Origin of the sequence: Tateyamaria sp., assembly GCF_039945315.1 — a bacterium.
Classification (GTDB): Bacteria; Pseudomonadota; Alphaproteobacteria; order Rhodobacterales; family Rhodobacteraceae; genus Tateyamaria.
Genome location: NZ_JBDUXB010000051.1, coordinates 43,920 through 66,687 on the forward strand (window position 1 = coordinate 43,920; position 22,768 = coordinate 66,687).

The following is a 22,768-nucleotide window of genomic DNA, read 5'->3' on the forward strand; positions in this document are numbered from 1 at the left end:
TGTAAGCAGCATGCGTAAAAATGATGTGCATTGCTGACGAGTATGGGAAGTGGCGGATACAGGTGTGAGCAGCGGCTGCAAAGCACCTACAAGGCTTGCGCCATCATCCGAACGGGACAGACCAGCGATGCCCGCGCCTGCCCCCAAAAGGCCAAAAAATGCAAAGAGTAACCCCATCTTAGTGCTTCCTTGATACCGCATGAAAGCACGCGAGGACGTACGAGATGGTCATATACTGCTCCAAGTAACCGCAAGATCAAACCTGAATATCGAATACACTCGTGAACAGATTATGTACTAATTATGAATTCGGGCTGAAGTGGGTCTCGGTTATGTTGTTTTGATGGCTTTATCATGTCTCCGGGCGGCACAGACCAGCGTGCGGTGCCGGAACGCGCAAATTTCCGCGCAAATCGCCGAAAGGAGCGTGTTTTTGCGCAAATCGTTGGCCGTAGGCATCGAAAAAACACTGCGATCCTGGTCGGGTGAACGCCAAAATGGCCTAATAACTCCACGACTGTACGCTCGCCCTTCAAAGCCGCTAACGCGACTTTCACCTTAAACTCCGGGCTGTGGTTCTTACGTTTCGACATCTCTAATCCCCTTCTCGTTGAAGATCAGCAGATAGCAAATCGTAGCTTACGTCAGTGTCCAAAATTTGAGGGGTAGCTCACATGGCTGCATGAATGTGCATTTGTTCAGCCGCACTTTGCTGAAATGTTGCGGTCTGTGGGTGCAGCCTTTCTCTATTTGTGCCAAAAACCTTGTGAACCTATCAGGTGACAAATGCGCATGTGTGCAGGCCGGACACCAAGGACTTGGGGCAGAGAAGAAAGAATGACAGCATCCAAACTCACTGTGTCCGAACCTGCCCTGCATCACCGACCTGACTTTTTCATTGTGGGTGCGCCAAAATGTGCGACATCAAGTCTGCAGGCTCTGCTGATACGTCATCCCGGAATTTTCATGTGTAGCCCCAAAGAACCACATTACTTTTCTTCGGATCTACCTGGGCTGGCAGAGGTGAAGAATGCGGCTGGCTATGACGCGCTGTTCGATACTGCACCGAAGGGGGCAAGTTTGGGTGAGGCGTCCGCATTCTACCTGATGAGTCATGACGCGCCTCGGCGCATCCATGCAGTAAACCAGGGCGCACGGATCATCCTATCGCTGCGCAACCCGGCGGATGCGGCGCGTTCGTGGTACCATCAGTTGCGCGATGGGTTTCGCGAGGATCAGACCACGTTTCAGGCCTCCTGGGCTCTGCAGGAGGCCCGCGCACATGGCTACCGATTGCCTCCCTATTGCCCTGAGCCCAGGCAACTGCAGTATCGTGAAATCTACAGCTATGCCGATCAGGTGGCGCGTTATCTCGAGGTCTTTGGCCGTGACCAGGTGCTGATCTTACGGTTCGAAGAGATCGCGCAGGCCCCAGATGCCGTCATCGCCCGAATCCTTAACTTCCTCCGATTAGACCCTTTTTCTGGGCCTGTGGCATTGCCGCAGACAAATATCCGTCGGCAGTCCCGTGCTCTCTGGCTTACACAGATGATCAGCGCGCCCCCACCTGTACTGCGTCCGCTGGTCGGTCCGGCCAAGCGTGTTCTAAACGCATTGGGGATCCAGCCCAGTGTCGTGATGATGAAACATTTGTCGCGCCCGGCGGCACCGGGGCCTGTGGCGCAACAAGACCCTGATTTTCGGGCCGCGTTGCTGGCGGCCTTCAAGACGGATATTGATCGCTTGGAGCAGATGATAGACGCTGACCTTTCGGCCTGGCGCAGATGAGGAGCTTGTGTTGATGTCGCGCACGCCGGAGATGCCTATGCTGCCGAAGGTGCCACTTGGCGCTTCCATTCCCAAAGTTATCCATCAGGTGATGATGCAGGGCTGGGATGCGCTGCCACCCGAGATAGTTGACAGTATCGCAGCCCTGCGTGACCGCAACCTGGACTGGGAGTACCGCTTTTATGATGCGGCTGCGGTCGAAACCTATATTGGCGACGTTTATGGTCAGGCGGTCCTCGATATCTATGACAGCATCGACCCGGTCTATTTTGCTCCGCGTTCGGATCTATTCCGATATCTGGTCTGCTATGCTGAAGGCGGGGCGTATTTTGATATCAAGTCGACGGCCCTCAAACCTCTGGACATGATCATTCAGCCGGGTGATCTTAATGTCCTCAGCCAATGGCCCAACCTGTCGGATATGCCGCCTGAAGCAGCAGGCACGATGGCTGCAGCGCATCCGGAACTGGCTCATGTGCCGGGCTATGAGTATACTAACTGGTTCATTTTAACGGCTGCGGGTCATCCATTTCTGGAGGCGTCCGTCCAAAGGGTCATAGAGAATATCCTGCGCTATGATCCGTTTGAAGACGGAGTTGGTAAGCACTGTGCCATGCGTCTGGGCGGGCCTGTGGCCTATACATTGGCTGTGCACCCGTTGCGCGGAACGGCACCGCATCGCTGGGCGCATCTGACGGATGAACTGGGGATCGAATTCTCAATTTACGATGACCCTTTCCAGCATCGCAAGACGCTGGGGGTCCACTATTCCGAACTGGCCCGCCCGGTAGTACGGCAGGGGTCCGTCAAGACGGCAGCGACGCTGGCATGGTTTGGCACTCTGAAGCCCCGCATCATGCGCGTAAAACGCAAACTTGGGCTGAGCTGATGCGACATTCCCGCTGGTTCGGCCCAAGGTTGCGCGCCGATATGGCCGCACGACTCGGCACCTTTTCAAAAAAATATCGCAGGTAGAGCCATGTCCAGACCGTCTGTACTGTTGATTGCAGAGGCCGCCAATCCAGACTGGGTGAGCGTTCCGCTTATTGGCTGGTCCTTTGCTGCGGCCTTGCGTGAGGTGGCGGATGTGCACCTGGTCACGCAAGTCCGCAACCGCACGGCGATCGCAGCGCAGGGCTGGGAGGAGGGACAGGACTTTACCGCCATTGACACCGAAGCTGTGACCAAACCAATCTGGCGGGCCGGCCAGATGCTGCGTATGGGCACGGGCAGAGGCTGGACTCTGAATACCGCGATCAACAGTCTGGTTTATCCCTATTTCGAACGGCAGGTCTGGCACCAGTTCGGTTCTGACATCAAGGCGGGCAGGTTCGACCTAGTGCACCGCGTGACCCCTTTGACGCCTACAGCGGTATCGCCGATTTCGAAGTGGTGCACGGGGGTCGGAGTGCCTTTCGTGCTTGGGCCTCTGAATGGTGGTGTGCCATGGCCGACGGGGTTTGATGCAGAGCGGCGGCGCGAACGGGAGTGGCTCTCTTATGTACGTGGGCTCTACAAGTTGAAACCGGGCCGGGGGGCAATGTTCCGAAACACATCGGCTATTTTAGCAGGTTCGCATCACACAGCCAGTGAAATACCGTCCCAATATAGGGGCAAAGTACTGTGGCTGCCAGAAAACGCCATAGATCCCAAACGGTTTAACCAACGCAGTGTGCAGGATATCTCAGGGCCGCTGCGGGGGTGCTTTATAGGGCGTATGGTGCCTTATAAGGGACCCGACATACTGCTGGAAGCTGCTGCACCTCATCTTGCCGCGGGCCGTTTGGTGCTGGATATGGTGGGGGATGGCCCGATGCTCTCCAGTCTCCAAGCGCAGGCTCGTGATCTGGGTGTGTCAGAGGCGGTGACCTTTCATGGTCAGGTGCCCCATGATGCAGTGCAGGATATAGCGACGCGTGCCAATCTGCTGACCTTTCCCTCGATCCGCGAGTTCGGGGGCGGTGTGGTGCTGGAAGCGATGGCGCTGGGGGTGGTGCCGCTGATTGTGGATTATGCCGGCCCGAGCGAGCTGGTAACGCCGGACACTGGCCTGACAGTCCCTATCGGCCCGCGGGCACAGATCATCGTTAGCCTTGGGGCAACACTTGACCGGATCATTGCGGATCCCTCTACCCTGCCGGTCATGGCAGACCGCGCCTATACGCGTGCACAGACCCTATTTACCTGGCCAGCCAAGGCGCAACAGATCCTGAGACTCTATGACTGGGTTTTGCATCCGGATGGGTCACCCCCGGACCTGTTGTCCGGACCAGAAGGTTTGGTATGCACACAAGCCTGAAGGTGTCCGGCAGTCCATCTTGGTGCAGACTATGGCGTGTGCGGCATCAGATGTCTGATGGCGGGGATGCACAGAAGGGGAAAGTGAGGATTTCGTTGCGAAAGGCACGACGGATAATAGCGTCAACGTCCGGGTCGAACTCCACAGAGCGTTTTTTGCGTATTGCGGTTTTTTCCGTGCCCAGGGTTGCTTCGTTGATGATGTTTTCTTCTACGCCTGCTCTGGTCAGCGCCGTTCGCAGCCCGCTCTCCAAATCAGCATAATCGAACACGTCATCCACGATCAGCGTGTTGCGTAGCGTATAGCGCGTCCAGTCGCTTGGCAGAGTCTGATCGTTTGTACCGTACTTTCTGTGGTTGCGCAGATATTCATTAAACGGTGGTAGGGTACCGCGACGTCCGAACCAATAGTAAAAAGAGACAGTCTTGTCCCATGGGTTCCGATCGAAACAGAACTTGTAATACGTGTCCCAAACTTTACGTGAAATGCGTGCGCGAACAGAAGATGCGCGCATATGATTGTAGAATTTAGGGCGTTGCGCCATATCGCGTAGGGCGCGGGCTGTATCCACCAGATTGTGGTTCTGGATGATTTCGCGCAACGGAAAATACTTGCTGTGGTAGTTTTTGGCCTGAGGAAGCAGAACATCGCTTTCCCGGCCCCACATGGAATCAGGGGTTAGAATATCTTCCGGTCCACAGATTTTTTGAAGGGCCACCTCGGTTGAGGTCGAACCAACCTTGCGATTCTTGATGAATATGAATTTGTGGCGATGAGAGATGATCATCTTTTGGAATTACTCTCGGTCTCGTTATCCTGTGACACTCCTATGCCTTACAATGCAAGCTCTTCCAAGGTACTAAGCTGAAGATCAGCGGTCTTTATGCAGGGTCCTGTGCGCCGCCTATGCCTGCTGTGATCGAGCGAACCTGATGCTACGGCGTGGTTGCGACTGGCAGGGCGAGGTCGATCAGCAGGCCGCGATGGTTCGAGTTCAGATTGTCCCCGAAAGGTGCAATGGAAACAAGCCGCGCGCCGTTATGAACAAGTGCTAAATCAATCGGTATACTCAAGCACCCGGCGCTGGCAGGCGATGTGCCGGGTGCGCGGCGCGGCGCTTTCATCCCTGTTTGCCGCATCAATGTCATCATCTGCCGGGACCAAGGAGCGGCGTTGAAATCTCCGACCGCCAGTACCGGAAGGCCTAACCAATCATACTGGCCGCGCAGTTGGCCGATCTCAGGTTCGGCCACGCCGCTGAACCAGGGTTTGACGAGATGCGAGGCGGCAACAAAGAAGGTCTGTCCGCCATGTGCCTCAAGCTCTGTCACAACATAGCGCGCCTCCCAGGCCGGGTTCAGGGACAGGTACCAGTGACGGCGCACGGGTAGACGGCTGGCGACTACGATCTCACAAGCGTCAAGTGTGCAGGGTGTCAGTATCTCATAGTGCCGGGCCAATCGGGGTAGGGCATCTCGGATTCCCACCGCTTCTGTAAAGACGACAACATCCGCATCTGCCTCCAGCACGGCGGTTGCAATACGATCCGCGAAAGTAGCGTTGACACGCAACACATTGAAGAAGATCACACGCGCGGCGACTTCTGCCTCAGGGACCAGAGGCAGGCTGTAAGAGCGGTGCAGTCGGATCAGGTCCACTGCCCCCAAGATCGATATGAATGCCAGAGCGTATCCGAGCCAGCGCCCTCCAAGAGCCCAGACCGCTACGGCCCCCAGACAGACGGCGGCCAAAAGCCAAGGTGCCAGACTGTCAAAGATCCGTGCCAGAGGGCCAATCGGGGTCTCCGAAGGAATGTGACGTGCAGCCAAGGCAATGATCGTGGCAAGCGCAAGCAACGCTGCTAGCGCCCCGATGAGGGTGTGTCGAAGAACGGAACGGATCTGCATGCTCTGTGCTCTATCCCCGGGTCGGGTTTAACCCGCCAAGCCTGTGCTAAGCGAAGTATGTCGCGGTCATGGGTGGTTGTCTGGAAAAACCGTTGCACAATCACACAAAACATTTGGGCATGGCGGTGTATATCTCTCAGATGCGCGTAAATGAATCGGATTCCGGTGCATAAAGGCAAAGGGCCTTTGGTGTAATACCATGAAATCCTCTTACAGTTCTGATTTATACTTTTATAACGTGCCGGAAAGTTGTCTGACATGCACGCCAGATACATACGGAAGGCCTCCATGACATCACCTCGCAGATATGTTGTCATTTCACCCTGTAGGAACGAGGCGCAGCATATGCAGCGTACCCTCGACAGTGTTGTTGCCCAAAGCGTGCCACCGGCCCTTTGGGTAATCGTGGATGACGGTTCAACCGATGATACACCAAATATTCTAGTCGAATACACAGCCCGCCATGACTGGATTCGTGTGGTGTCAAAGCCGGATCGTGGTCATCGGGCTGTGGGGCCGGGCGTGATTGAAGCGTTTTATGCTGGATTAGAGACTATAAATCTTGGTGATTATCCTTATCTCTGCAAGCTGGATCTCGATCTGGATCTGCCGCCGCGTTACTTTGAATGTCTCATGGAGCGGATGGAGGCGGAGCCGCGTATTGGGACCTGTTCGGGCAAGCCCTATATGCAGCGCGGTGGCGCACTGGTGTCTGAGCGGCGCGGCGACGAGATGTCAGCTGGTATGGCTAAGTTTTATAGGCGCGCCTGTTTTGAAGATATCGGCGGGCTTGTGCGCGAGGTCATGTGGGATGCGATAGACTGCCACAAGGCACGCGCCAATGGCTGGCGCGCCGTCAGTTGGGACGTGCCTGACCTGCGCTTTGAACATCTGCGCCCGATGGGGTCGAGCGAGGTGTCGATCTATGAGGGCCGCCGCCGCCATGGGCGGGGGCAGTATTTCATGGGCTCTGATCCGTTTTACTATCTGGCGACCTGTGTCTTTCGTATGGCTGAGCCTCCTTTTGTACTGGGAGGGCTTGCAATGTTGCAGGGTTATCTGGGTGCATGGTTGCGTGGTGCCCGGCAGTTGGAAGATCCTGACCTGATCGCTTTTATCCGGGCGTATCAGCGCCGCGCACTGCGGGTAGGCAAGGCGCAGGCCGTGGCCGAGATCGACGCCAATGCCGTCCCACAGAGGGCATGATGGTCGTCTGTCCGGACCGGGACGATCGTGGCTGCTGCACAAAGGTTTGGGTTTCGTGGAGAAAGATATGGGCTGCGGCCATAATTCACATCCTGAGCCGAAAACGCCCCGATTAGTCTTTGACTGTGTATCATGATCTTAAGTACACGTGGATCAGAACCAGAACAGATTACAGCCTTGTAGCCAGAGCATGACCGATGCAAGGGAAGAGGGCGTCCAGTGAGTTGAAGCGGTAGTTCATGAAAAAGATATTAATCGTCCTTAGTGCAGCAGTTTTGCTTTTGGCGGTCGGTGGAATTGTCGGTGCCGGGCTTGTTCATTTCGAAACAAGACCATACAAAATTGCACAATCCATAGCATTCCGGCTGGACTCAGCACCTGCGGGCACTGCTCAAGAAACGGCGGCGACGACTTCCTTCGAAAGCACGTTCGTGCGTCTGCAAGGGCAAAAGACGGGCATCGCGTTGCAGCGTCCGATTTCAGGCGGTGGAATGACGCCAATGGAGGGTGGGGTACTCCTACTTGCGGGTGATGGAACGTTCGTACACGCCACATCTCCAAACGATGTCAAATTCCTGGAGATGACCCCGCCGCCCAATGGTTTTGAGGCTTATCAGGCCGATGCCGAAACCCGGTTCGCAGATCTTACGCATGCGTTCAAGTGGTTTCGCTACAACGACATTCTCGCGATCGAGGCAGACGGACAACGCGCGCTGGTAGCGTCGTTTACACGATATTATCCGGAAGACACCTGCTATGGTACGGCCATTGCCCGACTTGATCTGCCCGAAGGTAGTCTGAGAGAGATGACCCTTGTCGCAGAAGATTGGACGACGATCTATGAAACGCAGCCTTGCCTGCCTTTGAAAGAAATTTACCGGGCCGTGGAAGGGCATGCTGCCGGGGGGAGAATTGCGCATGACGGCGCGGGCAACATCTATCTCGGGTCGGGTGACTATCATTTCGATGGTCTCTACGCCTCTTTTGAGGTGTCGCAGGATGATGCGTATGAGCACGGCAAGTTAATAAAGATCGCATTGGATGGCTCTGGACACGAGATCGTTGCCAAGGGTCTGCGTAACATGCAGGGAGTCGCGTGGTTTGGCGGTGAGGTCTGGGCTGTTGAGCACGGGATGCGTGGCGGCGACGAGTTGAACCGGATCGTCAATGGGCGCAATTACGGCTGGCCTGTCGTGACTCTGGGAACACAATATAATAGACACTTGATGCCTGGAACAAATGAGGCTGCGGGGCGTCACGAGGGCTTTGATAAGCCGGTATTCTCGTGGTTGCCGTCCGTCGCGATTTCCAGCCTGAATGTGATCGAGAATGTGCATCCGGCCTGGGACGGCGATCTCCTCATGGCGTCTCTCGGGGGCAATGCACTGTTCCGTATCCGGTTGGAAGGCGACCGTGTCCTCTTTGCAGAGCGTATAGCTGTAGGGGTGCGCGTGCGATACGCACAGCCGATTGAAGGGGGGGTCGTGCTTTGGAGCGATGCCCGGGAGCTCATCTTTCTCAAGGCTACCGATATCTTTGATGGTGATCCGCTCGAAATTGCGTTGAGCAGTCTCGAACTGTCCCTGGAAGAGCGCGAAGTGCTGAACCAGACATTTAATGGTTGTATAGAGTGCCATGCCGTCGTTGCAGGTGAACATGGAAATGCGCCCAGCCTTGGGTTGCTTTACGGGCGTGCGGTGGCGTCCACTGGGTTTGAGGGCTATTCTGATGCTCTGCGTCAGGTGGATGGCGTATGGACCAGGGACAGGCTGATCGCGTACCTTGACGATCCTCAGGGTTTTGCGCCGGGCACGCAGATGCCGGACCTCGGACTGGATGATCAGAATATACTGGCAAGGGTCGCTGATCTTATCGAAGCGCTGGCCGATCCGGAGTGAGCTCCCCGCGTTGAGCGCGGCTGGAATGTGTGCATGCTGACCCTAGGCCCTAAAGGCTTTGACCAACCGGGACTTCACGCGTTGCGAAAAACGTCTTTTGGTATTTTCTGCGTTTTTATTGGCATGGGGCCATGCAGGTATGGCGCCTTCATGGCCGATGAAGCGGCCAATGTCTTCTGAACGCTCAACCACCTCCTCGAGCTTCAAAAACAGATAATCGTTTTTTCTGTCAGCGAAATATACGCGCACATCCCGGTTGTGCCGCTCATATGTCTCTATCCATGACTGCTCATTGCCGCATGGGTAAGCAGAGCCATAAATCCAAGTATGAAAGTTCTTAGGATAGTGCTTGAAGTGATTTGTAGCGCTTTTTATCCAGGAGTCCGTGTCTCTTACGACATGAATGAACTTGCTGCCAGGAAAGGCCTGATCCAGTTCCTTGTACAACAGGAACCAAGGGGTGTCCTGAGCGCAGTCGTGGTACTTCATGATTTCAATTGCGTGCTTGAGAACCGCCGCGTCGGAGATCTCGCCTTTTTCCATGTCGCGAAAGTTATTGTACCCCGCAACACGCAGCCCCATCGTTTCAAAAAATACAGCCATGCTGGTTGTGCCTGTCTTTTGAAAGCCCAAACAAAAGATTTTCGATGCTGTCATCTTCTACCTCCTTCTTGTGTGATTTGTCCGGGTGGGTGCTCAGTACACATTTATTCTAAACCGGTTTGCGTGTGATGTGAATCGAATTGGGATTCACAATAAAGGCCTCGTCTGGTCCTGTTCCGGCATGATTGGCACAGTGCGTTCGCGAATGTGACGATTTTGGTGGGTTTGCCAGCCGCGCGGATTTGGTTAAAAAATGATGGGTATGAGATTATGATTGCTTGCCACGAGAGCGATCTAGAGTGCCGTGTATAAACATAAAATTGCTAATCAAGCGTATCGGGCACCAGATGGGCCAATTCACTGCCGCGCACATGGCGTATCAGTTCTTGGCTATTCTCGGTCGTGTGTAGGCCGTCCTTGCCGCCAGTGCGCTTGAAGTGCGCTGTAACGGGGCCGGAGGGCACTCCGAGGAAGTCACAAACGCGGTCAATGCTCGGTTGATGCATCCCGGCACTTTTGAGATCAATATCGTACCGGATGGGTAAATGCGGCACATAGGCCATCACCTTGCGCTCATAGGCGATCACCGCCTCGTTCCAGCGCAACAGGTCCAAAAAGCGGTCAGGATCTATTGATATCTTTTGGTGCCTTGGGTCCTTACTACTGAAATAGACTGCGCTTGCATGAGCCTTGGCCAGTGACAGGGTCTGATCCCAAGTATTCCGCGTCAGGTGCAGGACCGCATAATCTTGTGCGGCAAGTTTGTCGAAAAAGGCGAGTGGGCGGCGGACGCGCTGCACCTCCAACAGGTGATAGGAGATCACCTTGACGCCATAAGCCGCAAGATCCGCGCCTGCCCGCCGAGGTAGCCTGCACAGGAAGCCAACCGGGTCCATAAGAAGACACCGGAGTAGCTCACCATCGCAACGTACCTGTGGTACTTGGTCCAACAGGTGTACCAATAGTGTAGTGCCGGACCGTGGGCGCCCATAAATCACAAAGGGCTTGGGCTTATCGTTGCGCAGTAAGGACTTGGCCATAACCCTAGTTTCCATCGGCAGGCTGCGCAGATTGAACCGATCCGGGTGTACCTTGATCCGACCATAAATGTCACCGCGCGGCTCGGCACCAACAGCAGGGTCCTGGGCTAGTCGCCTGTCGATTTGGGCGCGTGCCCGCTTATCAGTTCCGCTTGGAATCACCTTTACTGATACCCATCTGGATGCGCCTGATGCCAGGCCCAGGCGGTGGCGATGGTCTGTTCGATATCGCTGTATTTTGGCTCCCAACCCAGTTGCGTTCTCAGCTTGGTGGGTTCAGCGACTAGCCGGGGTGGATCGCCTGGGCGGCGGTCCACGATGGTGCGAGGGATGGGTTTCCCGGTTACGGCCTCGCAGGCGTCGATGATTTCCATCACCGACTGGCCGTTGCCTGTCCCAATGTTGAACACCTCATCCGTACCTTCCTGTGTGGCCTCGATCGCCAGAAGATGCGCTGCTGCCAGATCGCGAGTGTGTACATAGTCGCGAATACAGGTGCCATCGGGCGTAGGATAGTCATCGCCGAACACCATGATCTTGTCGCGCTTTCCCAAAGGCACTTCCAGCACCAGTGGGATCAGGTGGTTTTCGGGGCGGTGATCTTCGCCGTGGCGACCATCCGCATCCGCGCCGGAGGCGTTGAAATAACGCAAAAGGGTGAACCCCATGCCATAGGCGGCGGCAAAGTCGCGGATCATCCACTCCACTGCCAGCTTGGTACGGGCGTAAGGTGAAAACGGATCCTGTGGCGTGGCCTCGGACATGGTGTCGGATTGCGTCATGCCATAGGTGGCACAGGTCGAGGAAAACAGCATCCGGCTGACGTCAGCGGTCCGCATCGCATTGAGGAGGCTGAGCGTGCCGCCGACATTGTTGCGATAGTGGTACTCCGGGTTCTCGACACTTTCTCCCACATAGGTGGCGGCGGCAAAGTGCATGACCGCATCCGCCCCGAAATCCTTGAGCGTCTTGGTCAGCAGATCGGTGTCGGCGATATCGCCCTTGACCAGTGGGTGGCCATCCACAGCGTCCGCATGGCCCATAATCAGATTGTCATAGGCCATGACCTCATGGCCCTGTTCGGCCACATAACGCAGGCAGGCGCTGCCCACATAGCCAGCGCCGCCGGTGATCAAAATCTTCATCGCAGTCCCTCATTCAAAATGATCTCTGTGGCCTCGGACATGTCCGCGACTGTGCGGTCTATGCAGGCTCTATCATGTGCAAACTGCGCGCCATACCCTGTGCGCACCAAAATTGTATGGCACCCTGCATTGCGCCCCGCCAGCATGTCCGACACCGCGTCACCCACCATCCAGGAAGCTTCCAGATCAAGGTCCATCTCGGCTGCGGCCTGAACCAGCATGCCGGGGCCGGGTTTACGCATCTGATCCTCGATCACGGTTGGGTCTTTGACACCCGGCGCCAGCGCGCAGAAATAGATGCCATCCACATCTGCGTCATATTGCGCCAGCTGGCGGCGCACCTCGGTGTGGATCTCGGCCAGTCCTGCTTCGGTGAGCTTGCCGCGCCCGATTACTGATTGATTAGTGATAATGACCACGGGCCAGCCCTTGCTACGCAACCGCGCAATGGCTGCGCCCGCCCCGTCGATCAGGCGCACATCGGCTGGGTCATTGAGGTGGTGTACCAGTTCGATGATGGTGCCGTCTCGGTCCAGAAACGCCGCAGGCCTCATGAAAACAGCCCCTTCACGTCCATTTCCGCCTGCGCGAGGCTCTCATGAGTGCCGATATCGCGGTGATAGCCAGTATGGGTGTACCCACGCATCCTCCCGACAAAGGCCGGGATAACGTCAAAGCCGAAGTCGAACGCCTCCATATCCGCAATCTCGCGCCAGGCGTCTGCGTCCAGCACATAAATCCCCGCATTGGCCAGGTCACTTTTGGGGTGTTCAGGCTTTTCGACAAATTCAGTCACGCGGGTGTCTGCATCCAGCGCGGCAATGCCACATTTCTCGGGGTAGGGGGTGTGGAACAGCGCCATGGTCATCGGATCGTCGTGGCCTTCGTGAAAATCCACAAGCTTGCCCAGATCCATGTCGCTGAGGTTGTCGGCATAGATCACCACGATCTGATCAGTCCCCTCCGCCCAGTCACGATTGGCGCACACGGTACCGGCAGACCCCAGCAATTCAGGTTCAAAGGCCTCTGTTAGGGTCACATTTCTAGTATGATTCACCGTGTCGAGATGGGCACGCACGGGATCCGGCAGGTGGTGCGTGTTGATCAGCGCCTGATCAATGCACGCAGCGTCCAAAGCATCGACCCAGTAGTCCAGCATGGGCCGTCCTCCCACCTGAACCAGACATTTGGGCATGGTGTCGGTCAGCGGGCGCAGCCGCGTGCCCAAGCCTCCTGCCAGCAACAGGGCTCGGGTGCTCATGCGCTCACCTTACGCACCACACCCAGCGCTGCCATCATCTTGTCGGATTGCTCCAGAATGTCCTCGACCGGGGCGGCCGTTTCCATCCAGTCGCGATAGGCGCTGACGTTGTCAAATGTGCTGCGGGTGGGTTTCCATCCAAGCGCCTTGAGTTTGGAGACATCCGACAGGATATGCCGTGTGTCACCAAAGCGGTACTTGCCCGACGCTTGTGGTTCGAAGTCGTTGTGGCCAAAGACTTGCCCGACGGTCTGCGCAAATTCGCCGACAGTCACGGCCTTGTCTCCGCCCACGTTGAACATCTCGTAATTCGCGCGGTCATCTTCGAGCACCTTGAGGTTGGCATCCACCACATCCAGATAGTTCACGAAATCGCGCACCTGATTGCCGTCCTCATAGATCACTGGTGCGCGCCCCACGTGGAAGCTCAACGAGAAGATCCGGCAGGCGCCCGAATAGGCGTTGTAAAGGCTCTGACGTGGACCCTGCACAATCGAATAGCGCATGGCCACTGAAGGGATGCTATACATGCGCCCCAGATTCAGAGCCGCATTTTCCTGGGCAATCTTGGAGGTGCCATAGCAGTTTTGCGGGTTGGCCACGGTTTCGTCCGTGGCTTGCGAGGTCAGAGGTCCAGCTTGGGTGCCACTCGCCTGAATGTCCCAGATGCCGCGGCGCAATTGATCATCCGGCCGCAGCCCCGGCAACACACGCGCGCCATTTGCATCCAGATACAGCCCTTCACCCAAAGTGGCCTGACTTGAGGCGACAATTACCTTCTGGATGGGCAGCTTTTCCCGCACGATCAATTCGTAGATCAGGGCCGTCGAGGTCACATTGGTGGAGAAGAAACGCGAGAACTCGGGCAGGTAATCCTGAAAGGCGGCGAGGTGATAGACCGCATCGACCCCCCGTAAGGCTGCAAGCAGAGCCGCTTCGTCACGCACATCGCCGATCATCAATTCGATTTCGGGGTCCAGATACCCGGGTTTTTCGCCGCCCCGGTGGACGGGCTGTTGCAGGATGTCCAGCACCCGCACACTGTGACCACGCGCGAGCAGCGCATCGGCTGTGTGGCTTCCGATAAACCCGGCCCCACCTGTGATCAGAACCTTCATGTCTCTGCCTCTTTGTTAGAGCCTAAAACGTATAGCGATCTGAGATAAAGATCACCCGGGACCCGCGGCGGTCAATGCGGAAGGGTAATTCACGTGGATGGCCGCAGGCAGTGCGGATCGCGTCATGTTTTTCGGGTGGTGCCATCACTAGCAGAAATCCTCCGCCCCCGGCGCCCAGCAATTTACCGCCCATGGCACCATTGGCACGGGCTACGTTGTACCATTCATCGACACCCGGGTTGGTGATGCCAAACCCAAGGGATCGTTTCAGCACCCAACCCTCATGCAGGATGCGTCCAAAGTCTTCCAGATCGCCCGCACCGCCCATGGTGGTGCGCAGTTCACCGGCGAGGTCACGCATGTCGCGCAACACGGACATCTTGTCCCGGCTGCCTTCGGATTGCTTTTTCAGGATCGTGTCAGCATCGCGCTGCTGGTCTGTATAGAGCAGCAGAACATGCTTTTCGATCTGGTCCAGAAAGGCTGGATCGCAAGGCACAGGCTCTACATCAACCGTATGATCGGGGTTGAAACGGATATAGTTCACGCCGCCATAGGCCGCCGCGTACTGGTCCTGCCGCCCGATGGGCTTGCCCAAGATATCGATTTCTATCTCGCAGGCTTTTTCTGCCAGCATCCCCGGAGACGTCACCTGCCCTTTATATGCGTAAAGTGCATTCAGCATGCCGACCGCCAAGCTGGAGGACGACCCCATACCGGTTCCGGCAGGCACATCGCCTACGGTCGTAATCTCCAGATGTTCTCCCAATCCCGTCATGCGCAGTGCTTCGCGCGCAATCGTATGGTCGAGCTGATCGATACCATCAGCGATCTCGACCCGGGTGTAGGCCATACGCGTGGTCTTGTCGAAGCGGGGCGAGACTGTGACATACATATGTTGGGCCACGCCCATGGACAGAACGGCTCCGAATTCATGCTCATAAAAGGCGGGCAGATCGGTACCGCCTCCAGCAAAACTGACACGGTAAGGGGTTTGGGTGATAATCACGGCTTTTCCAGTCTGGCTCTGTATTGTGAAATGAGTGGTTCGAGGCAGTTCTGCAGGTCAAACCTGTCGATAAGATGGCTGCGGCCCTTTTCTGCGAGATCCTGTGACAATTCTTCATCCCCTCCCAGGCGCATTAGCGCATCTGCTAGCGCCATTGCATCTTCGGGGGGTACAAGTAGCCCTGTTTCGCCGCTCCGTATCAGGTCCGGAATGCCTACCAGATTTGTTGAAATTGCGGGCAATCCACAGGCCATGGCTTCCATCAGCATTTGTGGCAAACCGTCCACATCGTTGTCGGCCGCCCAAAGACAGGGCAGGGTATAGATGTCACCGCTATACATGAAATCAGGGATATCTTCCTGCTTGAGTGCCTCGCCGGTTAGAGTGATGAGATCCCCAAGATCGGCAGCCTCGATCTGCGTGCGCAAGTCTGTCTCGTCGGGGCCACTGCCTGCAATGGTGCAACGAAAGTCCAGACCGCGCTCGCGCAGCAAGCCACAGGCCTCGATCAATACCGGGAACCCTTTCTTTGCCACCAGCCGACCCGATGACAGGATATGCAACGGCGTGCTTTCCGGACGGGTCCGGCGTCTGGGGATGAAATGTGACGTGTCGATACCGCAATATGCGATGTGCAGCTTGTCAGCATCCGCCCCGTTCTTGATGTAGAATTGACGGTGAAATTCTGAGATACAAATAATGAAGTCTGCCCGTGCGATCTTGGATTGCAGGGCTGAGCGGTTGCGGAACAGGTCTGCCGCATGTCCGGTAAAACTGAAAGACCGATCCATAAGCCAGGCCCCATACATGGCCACCGTGCCGCCCGAATGAATCCATTGCGAATGGATATGGGTGACATCCTCATCCGCCAGTTGCGCCGCCCAGTGACAGGCCACAGCCAGATGCCATAGACCCACGGCCCGGATGCGCAACGTTTCGCGCGGAGCGAAACAGGCATCTTTCAATGCCGCCCAGAACCGCCCGCCAAACCGGCCAGGGGCGGCTAGAACCGCCCGCAGGACCCGCCTTTTGGACATGGGGTAAATAGCATGGGTTGCCTCAGCCATCTCTGCAATGTCTGGGGACGAAAAGTATGTCTTTTCCGGGCGCATCAACGCATGAAGCGTGACCGGGATGCCCGCCTTTTTGACAACGCGCAGCTCGTTGCCCACCCAAGCGTCGCCCACGCCTTGCGTTGTCATGTAGTGGATCATGTATCAGATGGGCCAGTTTCGACAGATCAATATGTATAATGGACGGTATAAGGACGCCAACGCCGAGGCAAGCTGACCAGCTCTAAAAACTGATTTGCGTCTCTGCAGCGCGGCTTGTATTGCATCTGCGCCACGGGGCAGCGGAGATTTCTCCTCGGTCAATATTTTAACACGCCGTCACCATTTTGACGGCATAAGCGAAGCCACGCACACATTATTGCCAGAAGGACATCCTATGCCGACCGAAAGCCTAGAGACATTTGCAACGGATTATTACCAACGCTTCGCCGCGGCGGTAGCTGCATTCGACAAAGCACCCATTCAGGATGTTCTGAACATCTTTGACCAGGTGTCCGCCGCAGGTGGCACGCTGTACCTAGCGGGCAATGGAGGTAGCGCAGGTATTGCCGATCACTCGGTCTGTGACATCTCCAAGGGCACATATGTTGAGGGTCAGGTGCCATTGCGGACCGTGTCACTTGCCGCGAACGGACCTATTCTTACGGCTTTGGGAAATGACGTCTCATATGACGCGGTGTTTTCGGAGCAGTTGAAATACTACCTTACCGAAAAGGACGCACTTTTGGTGGTTAGCTCATCGGGCAACTCGCCCAATGTAGTCAACGCGGTGGAATATGCCAACGCCAAGGGCGTACCTACAATCGCCTTTGTCGGGTTCAAGGGTGGTAAGCTCAAAGAGATTGCGCGCCACGTGGTTCACATAGCTGCTGACAATTACGGTATTGTTGAAGACATCCACATGAGCCTGATCCACTGTCTGACCCAATACATGAAGATGCGCGCGACCGCGTGACATGGATAAATATGGAAGCAGGATTGTCTGAGGATCTCAGGAGACTGACAGTAGTCCGGTTTTTTAAGCGTTGGGTAAACGAACGCTGCGGATATGAGGGCTAATTAGTTGTATTTTGACAACCGGAAAAATATGGCCTTACGTCATGTGGTATGCCGAGACAGGCGGTAGAAGAGCAAGCGCGTCACTGCCAGATGAACCATTCAAGTTATCGCATCAAAGAACAGGCCACCCCCTATGAAAATCACATTCATAATGTTTTCCAATGCCTTGAACGGCGGCAATCGCGTGATCGGGCTTGTGGCCTCGGAACTAGTGGCGCGGGGTCATGATGTAGAAATTTTCAAGCTGCCACACAAAAAGCCACGTCTCAAAGCTGTATTGCGCAACTATATCCAGCATGGTGAGGGGCTGCGCAAACGAGTGGATGGGCCCTTTCTCGATCGCATCATGGATCGCGTCACAACGCTTGAGACGCGCCGCCCAGTGCGGGATGCGGATTTGCCTGATGCGGATGTAGTTATCGCAACTTGGTGGGAAACTGCCCCATGGGTTAATGCGCTCTCGTCTCGGAAAGGCGCCAAGGCCTATTTCATGCAGGATTACGGCGCGCCGGGTCAGGAGCTTGATGCGCTCATACCGACCTGGAAAATGCCGTTCACCTTCATCACCCTGAATCGCCGATTGCAGGCCATGATCAAGGCACAGAACCTGGACGCTCCGGTGGCCATTATGAGCAACGCCGTGGATCACAGTCTGTTCAATGCGCCGCCGCGCGTGCGTGGCATGCCGCCCACCATTGGTTTGTTGTACCGGGGCAAGCAAAGCAAGGGGATGGATATTGCGGCCAAGGCATTGACCCGCATCCGCCAAGAGATTCCGGGCGTAAAAGTCGTTGCTGTGGGCAATAACAAGAAACAACTGCCGGACTGGGTCGATCTGGTCGAAAAGCCAGATGACCAGACATTGATAGAGATCTATAGAAGTTGCGATCTGTGGCTGTTTCCCAGCCGAATGGAAGGCTTTGGCCTACCGATCATCGAAGCCATGGCCTGCCGTACCCCGGTGATTTCGACGCGCGTGGGTGGGGCAGAAGATGTCATCACAGATGGTGTCAACGGGTGTCTGGTGGATATCGACGATTGGAATACCATGGCCACGCGCGCCATCGATGTCCTCAATGGCCCAACAGGGGACTGGCTCAAGATGTCTCAGGCCGCCCATGAAGCGGTGTCTGGCCATACGTGGTCCGATGCAGTCGATGTTTTTGAGGCGGCCCTTGGTCAGGCTGCTGCAATGCGCCCCTGAGGGCCGATTGCGCATCCGTTTTGCAGCGAAGTGCCCACGAACCGCAACAGCTGCAGCTGCAGCTGCAGCTACCTGGAGCTTTTAACCTTGCCATTGTCAGGCCTGACCGTTTCTATAATCCCGTCTTTTTATATTGGGATCATTTAAATATCCTTCTTCCCGCTTGATCCGGAAACACTGCAAATCAGCCATCAGGATGCCAAAACTATCGGTGCATCCCTCGCACAGGATTATCAGTCCAAAGAGCCCTATCACTACATCTGTGTCGATGATTTCCTGTCACTGGAGATTCTGGAAAAGGTACGCGCGGAAGCCTTTGAAATGGGTGAGAAGGCTCCTGAGAATTCCAGCGCAAACGAAAGGCTCAAGACATTCTACAACCCGGACCGGATGCCCGCCTACAGCAAGGGGGTCTTTCATGCGCTCAATTCAAGGCCCTTCATCCAGTTTCTGGAAAACATGTCCGGCATCAAGGGACTGATCCCTACTATCAGGGTGGTAGCATCCACCTTACGGAAACAACCGGGTTTCTGGGGATCCATGCGGACTTCAACCACCATTCGATCATGAACCTAGAACGACGGCTCAATCTTCTGATCTACCTCAACCCAGACTGGAAAGAGGAGTACGGTGGCTCTTTCGAGATCTGGACCAACGACATGAAAGAGAAAGTGGCAGGATTTGCCCCAATCATGAACCGGATGCGCTGCTTTTCCACAGGAGATAACACGATGCACGGCAATCCCGAACCTGTGAACCATCCTAACGTCGACCCGCGCCTGTCGATTGCGCTCTACTATTACACGGCAACATAGGAGGAAGGGCGCGTGGAGCAGACCACCGTGTTCAAAAAGCGCCCTGGATCAGGGGATACAAAGAGCAACGAGGCCACTTTGCGCGTCGTGCGCGATTTTGTACCGCCCATTCTTTATCGCAAAACCAGAAACCTTGTCCGTAAATTGCGGTTATGATCGGCCCAACGACCTAAAGCATGGGATGGCACATCGCTTGATCCAACCTTTTTACATATCCACCGCCTCGGACATACATCGAATTGTTCCAAGTTGCTCCACTCTTCCCGGCAGATCAGCCGCACGTTCAAAGCGTGCCGGCGTCGGGTTTCATGCGGCACCTTGTGGGCCGACTTGAACATCGTGCTCAGAATGAAGGTACATACGACATCAATCAAAAGTGCCCGAGAAACTGCGCTGGTACCCATCTGGCGCCAGTGTTCAAAAAAAGAAGGCGGCCTAAAGGCCGCCAACTTTCCGTTATTATTTGTTCAGTGACTGAACGATCAAGCTTTCTTGCGGCGGCGCATCGCTGCCATGCCACCAATACCTGCTAGCAGTAAGAAAGCGGACGCTGGGAGCGGAACAACACTAATACCAGCAACGGCAAAATCGTTGTTTCCATCGTCTGTGCAGCTATCGGTCGTACAAGGCGACCTAAACTCTGAACGCGCCCAGAATTCAATGTAAGACACGCCTGCAATCCCTGTTCCGAAGTCGGCATAGGCATATCCCGAGTCATCGGCAGGATCGTTAGCGCGCAGCTCACTTTTCAGAAGTGTAGCTCCGCCCGTATCAAAAAGTTCAAACCGGGCCAACTCACTGCCATTAGTTGACGTGAACATATCAAAGAAATGGATGCCCAGAACACGTGTCGGTCCGTTGTCGAACGTCACCCTAGCAGCCTCGGTACGGCGGTCAGCTTCGATCTCGTCGTCTCCGATACCAAAACCGTCAAACGCACAGGCCAATGGTCCGAGGTCTTGACAATAACTTGCTCCCGGAGAAAGGCCATCGAAGGCTTGCGAATAGTTCACGGCACCTCCGGCCAAAGACGAGACCGTTACGCCGTCCGGCTCAGCACCATTGGTGAAATCGATTGTTGTTATAGCAGCAGCAGGGCTTGCCGCGATTGCCAAATACGAAAAGGCTGCAATAGCCACATGTTTCAGATTCATTACTTAAATCCCCTTTTTAAGCTATTTTTCAAACAATAGCACACCACACTCTGTTATCACTTTTTACTTATTTTTGCCCAATTTACAACACACTTTTGGCGCGAATCTGTCTTTTTTAAGCTTGGCCATCCTGTTAGTAGAGTATTCTGAAGATGGAAAATATATTTTTAAATACAGCATGTTGATTAGCTTTTCAAAGGCTCTTAGTCCCAGATGAGAGGTCTGGTTTACGTTTGCACAACTGATCCGGAACTCGTGAAAGTATTAATTTTTGAGCACAGCACTGATCAGATGTTGGAATAGAATCAGGATATCTTACTGATCTTGCTTTCTGATCAAGAGCCTCTGGACATCCGGCTGAAGTAGTCCTTTGTCTGCGGTGAATGTCTGCAGTTTAGGTAAACTGCGCCATAGGCGTTGCGGTTCACTCACACTGGCGACTTAAGGAAGCGGGATGGCCTAACAGCTAATGCCCGTCGGTCGGGTCTAAAGCATTGGAGATTAGAGGCCATAACACTTCTGAACCTGCAGGAGAAATATGGTGGACGTCATCGTACAATGGAATGCCGTCCACCTGAAAGCCACACACACCCTCGACACACATACCGATTTCTGGGGCAATCAGCACCAAACCGTCGCGCGGAGCAAAAGCGCGATCAACGATAAGATGTCGATTGATATGATCGGCCAAGGGGGAAGCTTTAGGGAGCGGATGCTGCCATTGCACGCTTCGGGCCATTAGGCGTGGTATATCGTGCTTCTGCTCGGGAACCGTTCGCATCCAGACAATACGCGAGATCCCAACACCGTGCAAAGCTTGAAGCGTTTCGTCTACGGCTGTCTTCAGGATTCTATGACGCAAGGGAGGAAGGGAATTTGCGAGCCAACTCCGAGGGCGATCATCCCTCAAAAACTCGAAGTGGGGGAAGTTGGTCCACCGTGATACCAATACAACTGTTTCCGGCCGCACACGCTTGATATAGGATAGCACCCGATCGTTATTACCAACGCAGTCATGCCAAATCGGCATACGGGTGTTGCGCGCACCCAACAACCCTAGGCAGGCACTATGGCCGACCAAAACGCCTCTTTGGCCGGCCTGTTCTGCAAATCTTGCGAACCCAGCCTGCATCGAGATCGTATGGCTATCGCCCCAGACTACAAAATCTATGGTGCCCTCTGTTCGGCCGATGCCACATACAAACTGGCCCTTCAAGTATTCGACCGTCTGACACTTGGCCCGGTGGCCGTAATCGGATTGGCTTCCGGCTGTTAAACGTGATAATGCGTCAGTGTTCCACCGGTTGGGCAAACCATTTCTTTCGCTTGTCAGAATTGCAACTGCGCTCAGCATGGCTGTGCAGGACAGCGCCAGCGCAAAAATACGGCCACGCTCCCGGAAAACCCAACGACGGCGCCTTATCGGTTGTTCGACAAATCTGTAACTGACGGCCGACAGAACAAGCGATAGGATCACAACCCCAACCAATCCCAAAGCCCTCACATCGTCCATCATGACATAGCGATAGAATGCCAGAAGCGGCCAGTGCCACAGGTAAAAACCGTAACTGATCAAACCAATCGCCACCATCGGTGGCACACTCAGAATCCGCCCTACAACAGATTGGGGACCCGCCCAAATCACCAAGGCCGATCCAAGAACAGGCGGCAGCGCGGCGATACCCGGGAAAGGAGTCTGGTCGGAATACCCCCAAAGGGCAAAGGCGATAAGACCGATCCCCAAAAGACCCGCTACATGGGCCCACACTCTTTTCGGCTGGTCCAGCCTGGCCAGCGCCAACATAACGCCGACGCCCAGTTCCCAAAATCGTGCGGGCAACATATAGAAAGCGCCCTTGGGAAAAACTTCAAAAATCGCAACAGCGCTCAGAAATGACAACAATGACAGGGTTGCTACAACCGTAAGGACACGCCTGATCCCCATCGAAAAACACAGCAGGAACACCATCGGCAACACGACATAGAACTGCTCTTCAACCGCCAAAGACCACAGATGCAAAAGCGGATAACTGTCAGGGGGCGCTGCGAAATAGTCAATTTCGATCAAGAAAAAGAAATTCGCGAGGAAGAGAAGCGCCCAGATCGCCGACACGCCCAAAGTGGTCAGGTCGCCCGGCAGATAAAACCATATTCCAAGGATCATTGAGACCGCGATGACCAAAAAAAGC

Annotated in this window: 20 protein-coding genes; 8 read left to right on the plus strand and 12 right to left on the minus strand. The window is 55.2% G+C overall.

The genetic code is table 11. From position 1 onward, the window contains the following. Positions 1-837 precede the first annotated feature (837 nt). From ABJD00_RS15950 to ABJD00_RS15960, 3 genes are all read left to right on the plus strand, one after another. Positions 838-1,788 carry a sulfotransferase domain-containing protein gene (locus tag ABJD00_RS15950; RefSeq protein ID WP_348420420.1) on the plus strand — a complete coding sequence of 317 codons (951 nt, stop codon included), beginning with the start codon at positions 838-840 and terminating at the stop codon, positions 1,786-1,788. A gap of 13 nt (positions 1,789-1,801) precedes the next feature. Then, entirely contained in the window at positions 1,802-2,677 is an 876-nt protein-coding gene (locus ABJD00_RS15955) for a glycosyltransferase family 32 protein (protein WP_348420418.1), read from the plus strand. Between the two features lie 90 nt (positions 2,678-2,767). Next, positions 2,768-4,087: a glycosyltransferase gene (locus tag ABJD00_RS15960; RefSeq protein ID WP_348420416.1), complete on the plus strand. Its 1,320-nt coding sequence runs from the start codon at positions 2,768-2,770 to the stop codon at positions 4,085-4,087. Between the two features lie 46 nt (positions 4,088-4,133). On the opposite strand, the gene ABJD00_RS15965 is transcribed toward ABJD00_RS15960, so the two are convergent. Both ABJD00_RS15965 and ABJD00_RS15970 read right to left on the minus strand, forming a co-directional pair. Continuing rightward, complete coding sequence (locus ABJD00_RS15965; protein ID WP_348420414.1) at positions 4,134-4,874, minus strand: sulfotransferase family 2 domain-containing protein; 741 nt, start codon at positions 4,872-4,874, stop codon at positions 4,134-4,136. A 148-nt stretch (positions 4,875-5,022) separates the two neighbouring features. Next, positions 5,023-5,994, minus strand: coding sequence for an endonuclease/exonuclease/phosphatase family protein (locus tag ABJD00_RS15970; protein ID WP_413849709.1), 972 nt, complete (start codon positions 5,992-5,994; stop codon positions 5,023-5,025). Between the two features lie 288 nt (positions 5,995-6,282). On the opposite strand from ABJD00_RS15970, the gene ABJD00_RS15975 reads away from it, so the two are divergent. Together ABJD00_RS15975 and ABJD00_RS15980 are read left to right on the plus strand one after the other, a co-directional pair. Further along, the gene (locus tag ABJD00_RS15975) at positions 6,283-7,200 is read left to right on the plus strand and encodes a glycosyltransferase (RefSeq protein ID WP_413849711.1); all 918 of its coding nucleotides are present in this window, start codon (positions 6,283-6,285) and stop codon (positions 7,198-7,200) included. A gap of 239 nt (positions 7,201-7,439) precedes the next feature. Beyond that, positions 7,440-9,098, plus strand: a complete 1,659-nt coding sequence (locus tag ABJD00_RS15980) for a PQQ-dependent sugar dehydrogenase (RefSeq protein ID WP_413849713.1) — start codon at positions 7,440-7,442, stop codon at positions 9,096-9,098. Positions 9,099-9,140: 42 nt separating this feature from the next. Here the strand turns inward: ABJD00_RS15980 and ABJD00_RS15985 are convergent, their stop codons facing one another. The 8 genes from ABJD00_RS15985 to ABJD00_RS16020 all read right to left on the minus strand — a co-directional run bounded on the left by ABJD00_RS15985 (position 9,141) and on the right by ABJD00_RS16020 (position 16,476). Next, positions 9,141-9,755 carry a sulfotransferase gene (locus ABJD00_RS15985; protein WP_413849715.1) on the minus strand — a complete coding sequence of 205 codons (615 nt, stop codon included), beginning with the start codon at positions 9,753-9,755 and terminating at the stop codon, positions 9,141-9,143. 269 nt (positions 9,756-10,024) lie between these two features. Further along, on the minus strand, positions 10,025-10,903 hold the full coding sequence (locus ABJD00_RS15990) for a sulfotransferase (RefSeq protein ID WP_413849717.1): 879 nt from the start codon (positions 10,901-10,903) through the stop codon (positions 10,025-10,027). 2 nt (positions 10,904-10,905) lie between these two features. Beyond that, complete coding sequence (galE, locus tag ABJD00_RS15995) at positions 10,906-11,886, minus strand: UDP-glucose 4-epimerase GalE (RefSeq protein ID WP_413849719.1); 981 nt, start codon at positions 11,884-11,886, stop codon at positions 10,906-10,908. Then, positions 11,883-12,440 (minus strand): D-glycero-alpha-D-manno-heptose-1,7-bisphosphate 7-phosphatase, encoded by a 558-nt coding sequence (locus ABJD00_RS16000; protein ID WP_413849721.1) that lies wholly within the window; start codon positions 12,438-12,440, stop codon positions 11,883-11,885. Before ABJD00_RS16000 ends, galE begins: the two co-directional genes overlap by 4 nt. Beyond that, the gene (locus ABJD00_RS16005) at positions 12,437-13,147 is read right to left on the minus strand and encodes a nucleotidyltransferase family protein (protein ID WP_413849723.1); all 711 of its coding nucleotides are present in this window, start codon (positions 13,145-13,147) and stop codon (positions 12,437-12,439) included. Before ABJD00_RS16005 ends, ABJD00_RS16000 begins: the two co-directional genes overlap by 4 nt. Continuing rightward, positions 13,144-14,265, minus strand: a complete 1,122-nt coding sequence (locus ABJD00_RS16010) for an NAD-dependent epimerase/dehydratase family protein (RefSeq protein WP_413849725.1) — start codon at positions 14,263-14,265, stop codon at positions 13,144-13,146. Before ABJD00_RS16010 ends, ABJD00_RS16005 begins: the two co-directional genes overlap by 4 nt. A gap of 22 nt (positions 14,266-14,287) precedes the next feature. Then, complete coding sequence (locus ABJD00_RS16015) at positions 14,288-15,274, minus strand: GHMP kinase (RefSeq protein ID WP_413849727.1); 987 nt, start codon at positions 15,272-15,274, stop codon at positions 14,288-14,290. Beyond that, positions 15,271-16,476, minus strand: coding sequence for a glycosyltransferase family 4 protein (locus ABJD00_RS16020; RefSeq protein ID WP_413853653.1), 1,206 nt, complete (start codon positions 16,474-16,476; stop codon positions 15,271-15,273). The genes ABJD00_RS16015 and ABJD00_RS16020 overlap by 4 nt, the downstream gene beginning before the upstream one ends. A 247-nt stretch (positions 16,477-16,723) precedes the next feature. On the opposite strand from ABJD00_RS16020, the gene ABJD00_RS16025 reads away from it, so the two are divergent. From ABJD00_RS16025 to ABJD00_RS16035, 3 genes are all read left to right on the plus strand, one after another. Further along, complete coding sequence (locus ABJD00_RS16025) at positions 16,724-17,302, plus strand: SIS domain-containing protein (protein WP_413849731.1); 579 nt, start codon at positions 16,724-16,726, stop codon at positions 17,300-17,302. Between the two features lie 237 nt (positions 17,303-17,539). Further along, entirely contained in the window at positions 17,540-18,610 is a 1,071-nt protein-coding gene (locus ABJD00_RS16030) for a glycosyltransferase family 4 protein (protein WP_413849733.1), read from the plus strand. Between the two features lie 566 nt (positions 18,611-19,176). Further along, positions 19,177-19,425 (plus strand): 2OG-Fe(II) oxygenase, encoded by a 249-nt coding sequence (locus ABJD00_RS16035; RefSeq protein ID WP_413849735.1) that lies wholly within the window; start codon positions 19,177-19,179, stop codon positions 19,423-19,425. A 482-nt stretch (positions 19,426-19,907) separates the two neighbouring features. On the opposite strand, the gene ABJD00_RS16040 is transcribed toward ABJD00_RS16035, so the two are convergent. Further along, positions 19,908-20,579: a VPLPA-CTERM sorting domain-containing protein gene (locus ABJD00_RS16040; RefSeq protein ID WP_413849737.1), complete on the minus strand. Its 672-nt coding sequence runs from the start codon at positions 20,577-20,579 to the stop codon at positions 19,908-19,910. Positions 20,580-21,045: 466 nt separating this feature from the next. After that, a complete protein-coding gene (locus ABJD00_RS16045) occupies positions 21,046-22,743 on the minus strand; it encodes an acyltransferase family protein (protein ID WP_413859146.1) in 1,698 nt (565 codons plus the stop codon). Between the last annotated feature and the right edge of the window lie 25 nt (positions 22,744-22,768).

Excerpts from the sequence above, each read along its gene's own strand:
- ABJD00_RS15950 (WP_348420420.1), top strand. The coding sequence starts at position 838 with ATGACAGCATCCAAACTCACTGTGTCCGAACCTGCCCTGCATCACCGA.
- ABJD00_RS15955 (WP_348420418.1), top strand. The coding sequence starts at position 1,802 with ATGTCGCGCACGCCGGAGATGCCTATGCTGCCGAAGGTGCCACTTGGC.
- ABJD00_RS15960 (WP_348420416.1), top strand. The coding sequence starts at position 2,768 with ATGTCCAGACCGTCTGTACTGTTGATTGCAGAGGCCGCCAATCCAGAC.
- ABJD00_RS15965 (WP_348420414.1), bottom strand. The coding sequence starts at position 4,874 with ATGATCATCTCTCATCGCCACAAATTCATATTCATCAAGAATCGCAAG.
- ABJD00_RS15970 (WP_413849709.1), bottom strand. The coding sequence starts at position 5,994 with ATGCAGATCCGTTCCGTTCTTCGACACACCCTCATCGGGGCGCTAGCA.
- ABJD00_RS15975 (WP_413849711.1), top strand. The coding sequence starts at position 6,283 with ATGACATCACCTCGCAGATATGTTGTCATTTCACCCTGTAGGAACGAG.
- ABJD00_RS15980 (WP_413849713.1), top strand. The coding sequence starts at position 7,440 with ATGAAAAAGATATTAATCGTCCTTAGTGCAGCAGTTTTGCTTTTGGCG.
- ABJD00_RS15985 (WP_413849715.1), bottom strand. The coding sequence starts at position 9,755 with ATGACAGCATCGAAAATCTTTTGTTTGGGCTTTCAAAAGACAGGCACA.
- galE (WP_413849719.1), bottom strand. The coding sequence starts at position 11,886 with ATGAAGATTTTGATCACCGGCGGCGCTGGCTATGTGGGCAGCGCCTGC.
- ABJD00_RS16000 (WP_413849721.1), bottom strand. The coding sequence starts at position 12,440 with ATGAGGCCTGCGGCGTTTCTGGACCGAGACGGCACCATCATCGAACTG.
- ABJD00_RS16005 (WP_413849723.1), bottom strand. The coding sequence starts at position 13,147 with ATGAGCACCCGAGCCCTGTTGCTGGCAGGAGGCTTGGGCACGCGGCTG.
- ABJD00_RS16010 (WP_413849725.1), bottom strand. The coding sequence starts at position 14,265 with ATGAAGGTTCTGATCACAGGTGGGGCCGGGTTTATCGGAAGCCACACA.
- ABJD00_RS16020 (WP_413853653.1), bottom strand. The coding sequence starts at position 16,476 with ATGACAACGCAAGGCGTGGGCGACGCTTGGGTGGGCAACGAGCTGCGC.
- ABJD00_RS16025 (WP_413849731.1), top strand. The coding sequence starts at position 16,724 with ATGCCGACCGAAAGCCTAGAGACATTTGCAACGGATTATTACCAACGC.
- ABJD00_RS16030 (WP_413849733.1), top strand. The coding sequence starts at position 17,540 with ATGAAAATCACATTCATAATGTTTTCCAATGCCTTGAACGGCGGCAAT.
- ABJD00_RS16035 (WP_413849735.1), top strand. The coding sequence starts at position 19,177 with ATGAACCTAGAACGACGGCTCAATCTTCTGATCTACCTCAACCCAGAC.
- ABJD00_RS16040 (WP_413849737.1), bottom strand. The coding sequence starts at position 20,579 with ATGAATCTGAAACATGTGGCTATTGCAGCCTTTTCGTATTTGGCAATC.
- ABJD00_RS16045 (WP_413859146.1), bottom strand. The coding sequence starts at position 22,743 with ATGATCCTTGGAATATGGTTTTATCTGCCGGGCGACCTGACCACTTTG.